The sequence below is a fragment of the Tenacibaculum sp. SZ-18 genome (genome assembly GCF_002813915.1).
GTDB lineage: Bacteria > Bacteroidota > Bacteroidia > Flavobacteriales > Flavobacteriaceae > Polaribacter.
Genome location: NZ_CP019335.1, coordinates 313,114 through 327,944 on the forward strand (window position 1 = coordinate 313,114; position 14,831 = coordinate 327,944).

The 14,831-nt window shown below is 31.1% G+C and carries 9 protein-coding genes; 4 read left to right on the forward strand and 5 right to left on the reverse strand.

Going from position 1 to position 14,831, the window contains the following annotated elements; all coding sequences use genetic code 11:
- Positions 1–137 precede the first annotated feature (137 nt).
- The 4 genes from BTO06_RS01470 (at position 138) to BTO06_RS01485 (ending at position 9,233) form a co-directional block, all read left to right on the forward strand.
- Positions 138–3,041 (forward strand): sensor histidine kinase, encoded by a 2,904-nt coding sequence (locus BTO06_RS01470; protein WP_157811702.1) that lies wholly within the window; start codon positions 138–140, stop codon positions 3,039–3,041.
- Entirely contained in the window at positions 3,038–3,793 is a 756-nt protein-coding gene (locus tag BTO06_RS01475) for a LytR/AlgR family response regulator transcription factor (RefSeq protein ID WP_100923624.1), read from the forward strand. The genes BTO06_RS01470 and BTO06_RS01475 overlap by 4 nt, the downstream gene beginning before the upstream one ends.
- Positions 3,794–3,894: 101 nt before the next feature.
- Positions 3,895–7,524 carry an InlB B-repeat-containing protein gene (locus tag BTO06_RS01480; protein ID WP_198517120.1) on the forward strand — a complete coding sequence of 1,210 codons (3,630 nt, stop codon included), beginning with the start codon at positions 3,895–3,897 and terminating at the stop codon, positions 7,522–7,524.
- Between the two features lie 737 nt (positions 7,525–8,261).
- On the forward strand, positions 8,262–9,233 hold the full coding sequence (locus tag BTO06_RS01485; RefSeq protein WP_100923626.1) for a PorP/SprF family type IX secretion system membrane protein: 972 nt from the start codon (positions 8,262–8,264) through the stop codon (positions 9,231–9,233).
- Here the strand turns inward: BTO06_RS01485 and murI are convergent.
- The 5 genes from murI to BTO06_RS01510 form a co-directional block, all read right to left on the reverse strand.
- Positions 9,230–10,024, reverse strand: a complete 795-nt coding sequence (murI, locus tag BTO06_RS01490; protein ID WP_100923627.1) for a glutamate racemase — start codon at positions 10,022–10,024, stop codon at positions 9,230–9,232. The genes BTO06_RS01485 and murI overlap by 4 nt on opposite strands.
- A gap of 70 nt (positions 10,025–10,094) precedes the next feature.
- A complete protein-coding gene (locus BTO06_RS01495; protein ID WP_100923628.1) occupies positions 10,095–10,604 on the reverse strand; it encodes an OmpH family outer membrane protein in 510 nt (169 codons plus the stop codon).
- A gap of 49 nt (positions 10,605–10,653) precedes the next feature.
- Positions 10,654–11,469 (reverse strand): OmpH family outer membrane protein, encoded by an 816-nt coding sequence (locus BTO06_RS01500; protein ID WP_100923629.1) that lies wholly within the window; start codon positions 11,467–11,469, stop codon positions 10,654–10,656.
- 61 nt (positions 11,470–11,530) lie between these two features.
- Complete coding sequence (gene bamA, locus BTO06_RS01505) at positions 11,531–14,083, reverse strand: outer membrane protein assembly factor BamA (protein WP_100923630.1); 2,553 nt, start codon at positions 14,081–14,083, stop codon at positions 11,531–11,533.
- Entirely contained in the window at positions 14,076–14,828 is a 753-nt protein-coding gene (locus BTO06_RS01510; RefSeq protein ID WP_100923631.1) for an isoprenyl transferase, read from the reverse strand. Before BTO06_RS01510 ends, bamA begins: the two co-directional genes overlap by 8 nt.
- Positions 14,829–14,831 lie beyond the last annotated feature (3 nt).

A 14,831-nucleotide genomic window follows, 5' to 3' on the forward strand; every position in this document is an offset into this window, starting at 1 on the left:
GTAACCACAAAGCCCTTCTAAACCCAGAAGGGCTTTTTTCTTTTTAATTACTGTTTATTAAGAAATAGGAACAGTTCATTAATTTTTTAATTTATAGTTTTTATTTAATTGTAAATTTGAAATACAATTGTAATATTTTGAAAAAGTCCTTATTTCATATTTACTTGCTATTTATATTCTTGGATGTTTATGCTCAAGAACCAATTGCAATTCATATTTCTGATAAAGATGGATTTCCAGATAATGAGGTGTATGATTTATTACAAGATAAAAAAGGGAATATCTGGATAGCAGCGAATAAAGGACTTTTTAAATTTGATGGTAAAACTTTCACACAGCTTACGCATCCTAAAAAACAAGGACGATCTTTTTTTAACTTAACATTAGATCCAAAAGGAAGGGTTTGGTGTAACAATTTAGCAGGTCAATTTTTCTATGTTGAGGATAATAAATTGCAACTCTTTGGAAACTATCAAAATATTATCAAAGGAGCTTATACAGATTTTGTTTTTCTAAAGGATAAATTAGCTTTCAAAATTTACACTAAACCAATACCAACCACTTTTGTTATTGATTTAAAAACGAAAGAAAAGAAAACTATACCTATAAATGTGAGAGGGACTACAATGGGCTTAGTATTTGACGATAAACTACTTTATATTTCTGAAAAATTTAAAATTAAATCATATAACTTAAGTACAACAAGCGATAGTTTGATTAGTAGTAAGATTAATGATAATCGTATCACTTTTTCAAATCTCTATAGATTAAAAAATAAACTTTGGATAATAAGGAGTGATGAGCAACATCTAAATACTCAAGTGTATAAATTTGAGAAGGATTTACAAAAACTTGCTATTCCTCAAGAAATAAATACTCATAGAGTTGAAGGACTATTTGAAAGTGACTGTAATTATTACTTTTCAACTTCTAACGGCTTGTATATATGTAATGAAGAGAATAATTCACTAGAAATAAAAGATCACTATCTAAAGGGTGTTTTCGTAACTAAGTCATTAATAGATGTTAATAATAATTTATGGATAGCTACATTAGATAATAGTATTTACATAATTCCAAATGAACAATTAAAAAGACTTTCAGAAATTAGTGATGTTTCTGTTTTAGAAAAGAAGAATGATACTTTATGTTACATTGGTACAAGCTCAGGTTCACTTCTAGAGTACAATAAATTGTCTAATTCTATTCAAAAAAACACCTTTTCTGATGGTTTCTATATAAGAAGTCTCTCTTATAATAGAAAAGCAAAAAGATTACTTTATGCATCTGACAATAGCCTTTTTACACTAGATAATTATAGAAAAAAAGAAAACATAGAAATAGAAAATACTTCGGGAATTAAAAATACCAGTGTAATAAATGATTCTACCTACATTATTAGTGCTGCCAATGGAGTGTATGTTACTCAAGGAATAAATTATAAAAATCGAATTACTTTTAAAAGGGCTTACACATGTTTAAGCGCAAAGTTTTCCGATATGATTTATGTGAGTGATGTGGATGGTTTGCACGCATATTCAAAAGATTTGAGTAATAAAAAGGAGATTAAAATTGACGATAATTCCATTTATACATTTAAAATGGCAGAGTCTGCTAATGGAATTGTTTGGGTCTCAACTTATGATAATGGAGTTTACGGAATTAAGAATGATGTTGTTGTAAAAAAGATTAACGAAGACAACGGTCTTGCTTCCAATTATGTAAATACAATTAGTGCATATGGAAATGATTTGTGGATTGCTACTGAAAAAGGAGTACAGCGATATGATATTAAAAATGGTATTTTTAAAATACTAACAAAACAAGATGGTATTAATTCTTATGCAATTAAACATCTTGAAGTGTTGGAAAATGATGTGATTTTCTCATCTAATATAGGTTTGTATAGTTTTAATAAGCACAGTATTTTTAAAGAACGTGAACTACAAAAACCGTACGTCAGATCGGTTAAGATCCGAGAGAAGGATACTTTAGTTCAATCTAATTATATATTACCTCAGGAGTTTAGTAATATCCAATTTAACTTTAATATTAAGGGTTTTCATTCCAATCAATCCATTATTTACCAATATTTCTTAGAGGGTTTGGACAGCGATTGGAAAACACTTACAAGAGGATCAGATTATTTAAATTACAATAGTCTACCGGAAGGTAATTTTAAATTAAGATATAGAATTATAGATGAAAGTAAAAATATAAGTAGAGAAGGAGATAGCATAAATATTCAAATAACTCTTCCAATTTACAAAACAGAATGGTTCAGGATAGTTTCATTTACTTTTATCATATTACTTGTGATTTTATACTATAAGCGTATTACCAAAAGATTAGAAGCTGCCCAAAGAATAAAATTGGAGAAAGCAGAGATGAATCGTGATTTGATATTTTCTCAGTTAGAGAATTTGCGCTCTCAAATGAATCCTCATTTTATTTTTAATGCTCTAAATTCAATTCAAGATTATATTATAATAAATGAGAAAAAATTAGCTAGAGAATATCTAGTTAGGTTTGCAAGACTTATTCGTTTGTATTTAGATCAAAGCAGGAAAAAAGAAATTTTGCTTGAAGATGAATTAAGTACCCTTAAATTATATTTAGAACTTGAACAAGAACGATTTGAAAATGGATTTGATTACGAGGTTAATGTAGATGACAATTTAGAATTGAGTAGTATTTATATTCCTTCATTATTCATTCAACCTTATGTAGAAAATGCACTCAAACATGGCTTGCTGCACAAAACTGAAGATAAGAAATTAGAAGTTTCATTTACAAAGGATTATGAAACGAAAAGTTTAAAATGTATTATTTTAGATAATGGAATAGGAAGAAAGGCAGCGTCGAAAATAAAAGAGAAAAGACAAAAAGGTCATGTTTCCTTTGCTACATCTGCAAATCAAAAGAGAGTTAAACTATTGAATACTGCGATGAGTAAAAATATCCAAGTAAAGATACTTGATCTCTACGATAAAGATGGAAATTCAATTGGCACTAAAGTTATCATAAAATTACCCCTATGAAAGTTATTATAATAGACGATGAAAATAGATCAAGACGTGTACTAAAATCAATACTAGAAGATAGTTGTCAAGAGGTTAGTATAATTTTAGAGGCACCTAATCTAGTAGAAGGTGTTCAACTTATCAAGGAAGAAAAACCTAACATTGTATTTCTTGATGTGGAAATGCCAAAACATTCTGGGTTAGAAATTCTGGATTTTTTCGGAAATGATCTCATAGATTTCCAAATTATATTCACAACTGCTTATGAACAATATGCGGTGGAAGCTTTCAAACTTTCCGCAATTGATTATGTACTAAAACCAATTGATGAGAAAGAATTAATTAAAGCGATAGATAGAGCTAAACAAGTAATTAATGATAAACAAATTAAAAGTAAATTAGAGAATCTTGAAAAAGCATTACATCAATTGTCTTTGAATAAAATAGCTCTAGAGGTACCAAAAGGAATTATTTTTGTTTCCCATGAAGATATAATTTACTTCGAAGCCGATGGAGTGTACACCAAAGTTCATTTAGAAAATGGTAAAACTGAATTAATCTGTAGAACGTTAAAACACTTTACTGAGCAGTTAGTGAATCAACCTTTATTTTATAAACCTCACAGGTCCTATCTTATAAATCTGAAATTCATGAAGGAATTAGTTAAAAAAGATGGTTTCCACATAGTAATGAAAAATCTTAGTACTATTCCCATAGCAAGAGATAGAAAAGATGAGTTTATTCAAATGGTGAATAGAGTGTTTAACTAATTACATTTCACATACAAAACCTAACAGTTCACTAAATAAAAAAATAATCAACAGCTTAATGTAACACCTTTGTTTTCATAATATAAAAAATGAAATTTATTATGAAAGTAAAATTATGCTTATTGTTTTTATTTACATGTTTTCTTGTTAAAGCTCAAATTTATGTAGATAAAGATGCAACAGGAAGTAACGATGGAACTTCATGGGGGAATGCTTACACAAGTTTACAAGATGCACTTGCAAATGATTCAACTGGTGATGAAATTTGGATTGCGGAAGGAAATTATATACCGGGTACAAATAGAACAGATAGTTTTATTTTAAATCAAACAAGTCTTAAACTTTATGGTGGTTTTAATGGAACCGAATCACTTTTATCTGAAAGAAATATTACTTTACATAAAACAATTTTAGATGGAGATGTAAATGGTGATGATACAGGAATTAATTATTTCGGTGTAAACAGATCAGATAACATCCTTAATATAGTCAAAGTTCAGTCGACTAACTGTACAATAGATGGAGTTACCATTGCAAATGGTCATGCTGATGATACTTCATCTAGTGATAGACAAGAAGGTAGTGCTGTTTTAATTGATGCAGACAATATGACTATTAAAAATTGTATAATTGAAAAAAACTTAGTCAGAAGATTAGGTGTTGTACAAATGATTGATTATAAAGGTTTTTTAAATATTGAAAATACTGTTTTTAATGAAAATTTCGGAAATGGTGGTGTTGCACTATATACTAGAGCAAGCGGTGGAATATTAAATGTAAATCTTACTAATTGTCTTGTTAGTAACAATACTTTAGAGGCAGTTTCTGGAGCTGGAAAAACTGGTATTTTATGGTTCAGACAAGATATTAATAACTCCAATTTTGGTCAAACAGTTACTCTAACAAATTGTACTGTTGTAAACAATAATAACAATACTAATACTACAGATGCGACTTTATTAAATAGTTCAAGAATAACTTCAAACCCGCCTGTGAATGTACGAGTATATAATTCTATTTTTTGGGGAAATAGAAATGGGGTTGGAGATGTTATGCACTCCATAGGAAATGATACAAATCAATTAAGCGGTAAAAGTTATATTGTAGAAACTTCAGTAGGTGAAGATGGAGGGTTTGATAATATTGCAACACTTAATGCTATCAGTAATACGAGTGCTTCTAAAATTGCCATTACAAATGTAGATCCTTTATTTAATAGTACAACTGATTTTGGTTTACAATCGTCTTCTCCAGTTGTAAACAACGGAGATAATTCAAAAATACCAAGTGGTGTGACAACAGATATTTTGGGGAATGATAGAATTCAATCGTTAGGTGTAGATTTTGGATGTTATGAATCCCCTCACACTACAGCTAATACTCCTTTGAACATAATTTTTGTAGATACGGATGCGGGGGGTAATAATGATGGCTCTACTTGGGTCGACGCTTATTCAAATTTACAAGATGCTTTAGATAATTATGCAACAGGTAAAGAAATCTGGGTAGCAAAAGGAACATATCATCCATCAGGTTCTAATGGAAGAAATAATACTTTCGAAATTTCAGTTAATAGAACAAAGCTTTACGGAGGTTTTGCGGGTACAGAAAGTAATTTTAATCAAAGAGATTTAAGTGTTAATCAAACAATTCTTTCCGGAGATATTAATGATGATGATACTGGTGTTTCTTTTACAGGTAATAATCGTAGTGAAAATGCGTATAATGTACTTACCGTTAATACGCTAGAAACAACTATTGATGGATTTACCATTTCTGGCGGTCAAGCCGATGGAGCCACTTCAAATACAAGAAGAGGTTCAGGTTTGGCATACAGATCTACCATTGCTTCATTTGATTCAAATGCAAGTGTATCAAATGTAATTTTCGAAGATAATGTTTCAATTTCCAGTGGTACAATTCAAGGAGGGTTAAGAGGAGATTTAGCATTACACAATACTATTATAAGAAATAATTTGGCTCAAAGCGCAACAGCAATTTTTGTTTTTGGTTTCAATCCTGGTTTGGACGTTATAATGTCAAATTGTTTAATTGAAGGGAATACAGTAAGTGACTCTGTATTAGGTACTGGAAGTAATGGAATTTTATGGTTTAGAAATGATGGAGGTGGAACACCAAATGGAACTACCAATGTAACATTAATAAACTCTACTTTGGTCAATAATAAAAATACTTCTAACAGTAGTAATTTAGCAACGTTATTTAACGTAAATAGAAATACCTTCTTTAACAACGGACCAATCAATCTTAATGTTTATAACAGTATTTTTTGGAATAATTTAAATGCAAATAATCAAGAGTTAAGATCAGTTGGAAATGAACATGCTACTTTTCCAAATGGAAATATTCAAGTTAAAAACTCACTTTCTTTTGATGGTTTTTTCAATGTGACTAATACAAATACATTAAGCAGTAATCCTTTGTTTACTGACGATGCAAATAATGATTTTACTTTACAATCTGGTTCTCCTGCGATTGATGCGGGAAGCAGTTCAGATGTTCCTTCAGAGATTACTGAGGATTTAGCAGGCAATGCTAGAATTTCAGGAGGTTCTGTTGATATGGGAGCTTATGAAAGCTTAATAACGCAATATACATTAACATTAAATGCTACTGATGGAACCATAACACCTGATCCAGCTGGAGGAACTTACGACGATGGTACTTCAGTTACATTAACAGCTACACCAGATGCAGGTTATGAGTTTGTAGAATGGAGTGGAGATGCTTCAGGAACAACAAATCCGTTGATAATCACAATGGATGCTGATAAAACTATTACAGCTACTTTTGCACCAATTCAAAGAACATTAACTGTAAACGCTACAAATGGTGCAGTAACTACAAATCCGAATCCAACAAACGGAACTTATGATGATGGTACTTCTGTAACGTTAACTGCAACACCAGATGCAGGTTATGAGTTTGTAGAATGGAGTGGAGATGCTTCAGGAACAACAAATCCGTTGATAATTACAATGGATGCTGATAAAACTATTACAGCTACGTTTGCACCAATTCAGAGAACATTAACTGTAAACGCTACAAATGGTGCAGTAACTATAAATCCGAATCCAACAAACGGAACATACAGTGATGGTGCTTCTGTAACGTTAACTGCAACACCAGATGCAGGTTATGAGTTTGTAGAATGGAGTGGAGATGTTTCAGGAACAACAAATCCGTTGATAATCACAATGGATGCTGATAAAACTATTACAGCTACTTTTGCACCAATTCAGAGAACATTAACTATTACTGCAATTGATGGAAATGTAACCACAAGTCCGAATCCAGTTAATGGTACATATGATCAAGGAACTGTTGTTACTTTAACGGCTGTTCCAGACTCAGGTTTTTCATTTGATGCATGGAGTGGAGATGCTACAGGAACAACTACACAGGTAACTATTACAATGGATTCAGATAAAAATGTTACGGCTACGTTCTCTGCAACCCTGGGAGTAAATGAGGATAAATTTAAGGTTCCATTTAAATTATATCCAAATCCAGTAACAGATGTTTTACGAATAGAATCTCAGGAAGTAGTACATAAAGTTAAAATTTACAATACTTTAGGGAAAGAAGTATTATTCAAGAATTCATTTGATGAAGAGACAATTAATGTATCTAATTTATCACAAGGAATTTATTTTATGATTATTGAAACTGAAACAGGTAAAGGAGTTCGAAGATTCATTAAGAAGTAATTTACAATACATGAAAAGGAGTAAAGATAATTACAGATTCGAAATGACTTTAATTATCATGTATAGTGTCATTTTTTACCTTATAACTTTGCTGTAACCATAAGGCCCTTCTAAACTAGAAGGGCTTTTTTTATGAATAATAAATAAAATTTGACAAAGCATTAGGGTAAATAGGAATTGAACTGTTTTATTTTTTGATGAGGTGATTTTCACATACAATTATGTAAAATTTTATTATGAAATTATTGATACGTATAAATTAATTATGAAGAAAAGTAAAGATAACTATGGTTTTGAGATAACATTGTTTGTGATGTATAGTGTAATATTTGTTCTAATACTTTTGTTATAAAAAAATAGAGCCCATCTAGGAAATGTAAGGGCTCTTTAGTATTTGGTGTTTTGGAGGAACAATTTAAGAATGCCATTAAAAATAACGATTTTTCAGATTACATACAAAAAAGGAGGAGTACACTTAAACTTTAAAAAGTTATTGAATATTTCATTCTTTATGTTGTTTTTTGTTTTGTAAACAACAAATTATTTACACTTTCGTTAAAAATAATCGATTCAATCCGCTATAAGAAGCATTCATTATAGTGTTTTTATAATAAAGTTACTTAATTTTCTTTCTTGGTTTTGTATATAACACAATGAATTAGGGTTCTTTAACAATTAATATTAGTTAATTGTTTTGAAATGAAATATATTTGCGGGCTTAAAGTAAATGTTACTAAATGAAATTTTTGATTAGAGTTATTTGTTTGTTTCTTTCGGTAGTAGGGATTCAGGCCCAAGAAACCTTGCCAATTTATCAAGATTACTTATCTGATAATGTTTACTTAATCCATCCAGCTGCAGCTGGTATTGGAGATTGTGGAAAAATTCGTCTAACTGCAAGAACACAATGGTTAGGTGTTGAAAATGCTCCCGAACTTCAAACATTAAGTTTTCATGCAAAGGTAAATGCAGACTCCAAAGCTGCGTATGGAGCTATAATATTCAATGACAAAAACGGATTTCATTCCCAGTTAGCTTTTCAAGGTACATATGCTTATCATTTAGATTTAGATAGAGGAAATACTTTTAATCAGTTATCTTTTGGTTTATCTCTTTCAGGAGTTCAAAATCAGGTTGATCAAAGTACTTTTACCGGAGACCCTACGGTAAGACAAGTCATCGAAAGTGAATTATATGTAAATGCTGATTTTGGTCTGGGGTATCATTATAAAGGGTTATCAAGTTATTTAACTATCAAAAATATATTCTTATCGGCTAAAGATGTTCTTAGAAACGAGTTTGAAGCGCTAAATCTCAGAAATTACATATTAGGTGCAGGATATTTCTTTGGAAATGAAACTAAACTTCAATATGAACCGTCTTTTATGTTCCAATTCAAGGAACAAACGCAAGAAAAAATTCTTGATCTAAACGTAAAGGTTTACAAGAACTTTCGAAAAACTAGACTTTGGTTAGCTGCTTCTTTCAGATCTTCTTTTGGCGGAAATACCTTCGGTAATGCTCAATACATTTCTCCTATAGTAGGTGTCAATTTCAATCGTTTTATGTTCTCATACACTTACACGAAACAATCAGGAGATATTTTATTTGCTGATTCAGGATTTCACCAAGTAACTTTAGGTATGAATGTATTATGCAGGAAAAAGAGATTGGCAGCATGTCCCAATATTAACGGCCAACTATTCTAAAAGTTTTTTTCTGTAATAATAACATCCATGTGTTTTCTTAAAATGTTTTTTAAGGTTGTTCCTTCTTTATTTATATAGAAAGTGTTACGAGTTTTGGATTTAGAGGTACTTAATAAATTTTCTTGAGCTAAAATATTTTTTGTCTGTTTGGCAACTGCCTCACCAGAATCGATAATTTTAATACTATTTCCTGTGATTTTTTGAATTTTTGGTATAAGATAAGGGTAGTGTGTACAACCGAGCACTAAGCAGTCTATATTTTGAGTAATCATAGGTTGTAGATATTGATTAAGTAAAGTGTCCATTTCATTCGAATCAATTTTCCCATTCTCGATTAGTTCCACTAAACCTTCCCCAATTTGTTCTATTATTTCTACTTCTTGATTAATTTTGGAAGAAGTTTGTTCAAATAAAGAACTGTTTAATGTTCCTTTTGTTGCTAAAATTCCAATTTTGTTCGATTTGGTTTGTATAGATGCAGGTTTAATTGCGGGTTCTATTCCTATAAAAGGAACTCCGTAATTCTTACGCAAATATGAAATTGCATTTGTAGTAGCAGTATTGCACGCAATGACAATAATTTTGCATTGTCGACCTAACAAGAACTCTGTATTTTTGATAGATAGGTCAAGTATCGTCTCTTTTGATTTGTGTCCATAAGGTGCATTTTTACTGTCAGATAAATAAATGGTTTGTTCAAGTGGAAGTAAAGTATGGATTTCTTTCCAAATTGAAGTACCTCCAATTCCCGAATCAAAAATACCTATTGGTTGTTGTTTTGTTGCCTTCATTATAACTCCTGCAAAAATAAAAATCCTGCTTTATTAAGCAGGATTTTTAAATAATATATTGATTTCTTGATTAGAATCCTAATTTAGCTTTTACAGCAGTAAAAATATCATCTCCTTTTTCGAATACTAGTAATCCTTTACCAGGAGAGGCATCAAGAACGTAAATAAATCCTTTTTCAGCAGCTACAGCTTTAATTGCTTCTTCAGCTTTCTTTAGGATAGGTAAAGTTTTTTCCTGATATCTTTTTGCCATTTCTTGATTCATAGTTTGCTCCGCTTGAGCGATTTTAGCTCTATCTTGTTGAACCTCCTGAGCTCTTTTTACGTTAACTTCTTGAGTTTGTGTCTTACCTTCTGCTTCGTATTTTTTTACTTTAGCCTCAAGTTTTTTAAACATTCCTTCGATATCGCTTCTGTAAGTGTTTCTTAATTTTTCAAGATCCGCTTTCAATGCTTTTGTTTCAGGCATCTCAGCTAATAACTTGTCCGTATTAATGTGTGCAACTTTTTGAGCATTCGCCACACCACCTAATCCAATCGTAAAAATCGCAACTAATAATAACGTCTTAAAATGTTTCATCTTTGTTTTAATTTAAATTTTATGTTCTTTTTTCTTGTTAATTATCTATTTATTGATCGTTTGATTCTTGATTCTTTTTGTCTTCGTCTTCTTTCTTTTTAGCCGCTTCTTTAGCTTTCTTTAAGGCCTCTTTTTTCTCTCTCAACAATCTTCTTTTTTCTTCTCTAGCTTTTAACTTAGCTTCACGTTTATCTTTTATTTCCTGAAGCTTTTTTTCTCTATCAGAAAGTTTTTTCTGTTTCAGGGCTTCTTTTTTAGCTTGACGTTGCTTCGCTGCTTCAGAGAGTTCATTATTACTTAATAATTCTTTTTTAGCAGCAATCTTATCGCGTTTAGCTTGTTGCTTCTGGTCAATATTTATCAACTTTAAAACTAGTGAGCTAATATCGTGTTTTTTATTAGAATACAACATTATTAATTCACTCGATTTATCAAAAACAAAATCATATTTTTTTCTTGCAGCTATTGTTTGAACAGCATTGTAAACTTGATCTTGAATTGGTTGAATTAGTTTCTTACGTAAAATATACATATCCCCGTTCGTACCAAAATACAGAGACTCTAACTTCCTGAAGGCCTGTTGTTTTACTAAGATATCTTCTTCGCGTTCTTCGATAAGCTCTGGAGTAAGAATTGCCTTTTCATTTCCTAAGTCGGTTTTCAATAGCTCAATAGCCCTAGCCTCTTTATCAAGGTTTGCTCTCCACTTGGCCACTTTATCGTTCAAAGCGTTTTGAGCTTCGATGTATTGAGGTATATTCTGAAGAATATAGTCCATATCAATAAAAGCAATTTTTTGATTTTTCTGCGCTGCAACGCTACCTACAATAAGTAAAAGAGCGAATGTTAAAATGTTTTTTTTCATCTTTATAATGTGTTTTGAAAAAACCGTGCCAAAAAGCTATACACATCACAAATGTAAGTTTTTAGAATTGTCTTCCAATAATAAAATGCGTTTGCCATCCAGATTTTTCTGTTTCTCCTGGTAAAGGATCAAATCCGTGGGCAAAATCAATACCTAATAATCCGAAAGCTGGCATAAAAATTCTTACACCTAATCCAGCAGATCGTTTCAATTCAAACGGATTAAAAGTACTAAAATTGTCATAAGCATTACCTGCTTCTAAAAATCCTAGAGTATATATTGACGCAGATGGTTTATCTGTGATTGAATAACGTAATTCTAACTGGAATTTATTATAGATAGAACCTCCTTCCAACGAGGAAATTCTATTGTTGGCGTAACCTCGTAAACCGACTATTTCTCTTCCATCTAATTGTCCTTGAGCAATTCCATCTCCTCCAACGAAATATCTTTCAACTGGAGTAAGTCCTAACTCATTATTGTAAGTTCCTAAGTAGCCTAATTCGAAGTTAGACATCAACACTAGCTTTTTGGCTAAAGAAGTATACCATTTACCTTTTGCAGATAACTTATAGTATTCTAACCAATTGTAGCGATCAGCTAAAAAGTCTTGACGTTCCTCATCGGTTAGATTATCAGGTTCAGTTAAGTCTTTACCATTCACTAATGAATAAGGGAAAGTTGCTTTTGCTCTCAATGTAAATTCAGATCCGTAAGTAGGGAAAATTAAACTCGGTCCAGCTGAATTTCTACTGAATGAAACAGTATATGATAAGTTGTTTAAATTACCATTATTTAAGATGGAATTAGAATTACCAACTCTATATGGAAAATTATCTAAGGCAATTCTTTGGAAACTTATATTTTGCGCTAAAGTAAAGAAGTCATCTGGCCATTGCAATCTTTTAGCTAATCCAATTGAGGCTCCTAAAATACCTAAACTTTGGCTTCTATCTACTTGATTTGTTCTAAAGTCAAAACGATACTGATTTGAGAAATAAATAGAAAATGAAAGTGATTGTGGTTTTTTACCACCTAACCAAGGCTCAGTAAATGATAAACTGTATGTATTGTTAGTTCGACTAGCTTGTAAACGTAAAGATAAACTCTGACCATCTCCCATTGGAAGTGGTGTATATGCATCTTTATTAAAAATGTTTCTAATTGAGAAGTTGTTAAACGATAATCCTAACGTACCTATAAAAGATCCTCCACCAAATCCACCTTGTAATTCAATTTGACTACCTCCTTTTTCTACGACAGAAAATTCAATATCTGCAGTTTTATTCTGATAATCAGGTTTTACATCAGGAATTACGTTTGTGTCGAAAAATCCTAACTGTCCAATTTCACGAATAGATCGAATTATATTTTGTCTACTGAATAAATCACCGGGTTTTACTCTTAATTCTCTATATATAACGTGATCATTGGTCTTATCATTTCCAGCTACAGTTACTTTTCTAATCGTTGCAGGTTCATCTTCTCTAATTCTGATTTCAACTGTAATAGAGTCGTTTTTAACCTTTGTTTCAACTGCGTTTACTTGTGAAAATAAATAACCGTTATTATGGTATAATGTTTGGATATCTTGTGAGTCTGGTGTTCCGTCGCCAGAAATTCTTTCTTTTAAGACTTTTCCGTTATAAACATCCCCCTTTTCAATCTTTAAAAATTGGTTTAAGAAATCATCAGTATATTTTTTATTACCAACGAAAAGTATATCTCCAAAGCGATATTGCTTACCTTCTTCTATGTCAATTTCTAAGTTAATCGTGTTATCTTCGTTCCATGTCAAACGATTGTCTAATACACGTGCATCCCTAAAACCTAATTCGCTGTAACGTTCTAAAACATTTTCTAAATCTTCTTTAAAATCATCTTCAATGTATTTCGATGATTTCCAAAAACGTCCTAAGAATTTTCTCTTAGTGTTCTTCATTAAGCCTCTCAATTTGTTTTGAGATAACGCTTTATTTCCGACGAAATCAATATTTTTAATTTTAATACGATCTCCTCTGTCAATATGAATATACATGTTAACAGTATTCGTATCGGTCGTATCTCTTTTAGTGTTAAGAGAAACTTTTGTTTTTAAATATCCTTTATCCGTATATTTTTTCGTGATATAGTTGCGTGTTGTTACAATTAAGTTATCGGTAACTTGTACTCCTTTTTTTAATTCAGTTTCCTTGATTAATTCTCTGGATTTTGATTTACTAACACCTGTAATGGTCGCTGTGTTCAACTTTGGTAATTCAACTACATCGAATTGTAGATATACTGTATTACCATCGATTTTTGAAAGATAAACGTCTACAGCACTAAATTGTTTACTTTCATATAACTTTTTGATAGCACTTGTTAATTTATCTCCAGGTAATTTAATAGGTTGTCCTTCAGATAATCCTGTGTAAACTTTAACGGTAGATTCTGTGAATTTCTGTAATCCAGTGACTGTAAAACCACCTAAAATATACTCTTTTCCCTTTTCGTAATTAATTTTACTCGATTCCTTTGGGTTAGGCTGGATAGAATCTTTTGTTGTTTCTTGCGCTATTGAAATTGCCGTTGTAGTGAAGAATAACACTACTAATAAAAATCCTCTATACATCTGTACCAATCTGTTCACTTGTCTTTCCAAATCTACGTTCTCTGTTTTGATAGTTTATTACTGCGTCGAAAAGATCATCTTTTCTAAAGTCTGGCCATAAAACATCTGTAAAGTACAGTTCTGCATAGGCCATTTGCCACAATAAGAAATTGCTGATTCTCTGTTCGCCACTTGTACGAATCATAAGGTCAACATCGGGCAAATTAAATGTATATAAATGATTATTTATAATTTTTTCATCAATTTTTTTTGGGTCGATTTCGTTATTAACAACTTTTTTAGATATGTTTTTGATAGCATTAACAATTTCTTCTCGACTGCCATAACTTAAAGCAAATGTTAGGGTTATGGTACTATTATTTCTTGTTTCGTGTATTACTTCTTGAAGTACTCGTTGTGCTTTTTTAGGTAAGTTTTCAATAGCTCCGATACTATTCACTTTAATTCCATTTTTGTGAAAATCTGGAAGTTCTTTTTTAAGCGAGTTAATCAGTAAACTCATTAAAGCATCTATTTCTAGTTTTGGACGATTCCAGTTTTCAGTTGAAAAAGCGTAAAGTGTTATATATTTGGTTCCTAAATCTGCAGCTCCTTCCACAGATTGTCTAACCGCATCTAAAGCATTGCGATGTCCAAAAACGCGTTGCATGCCCTTTTTCTTTGCCCATCGTCCATTACCATCCATAATTATGGCTATATGATTAGGGACTTTATGTAGGTTTATACTTTGTAGTTTTTCATTCATAAA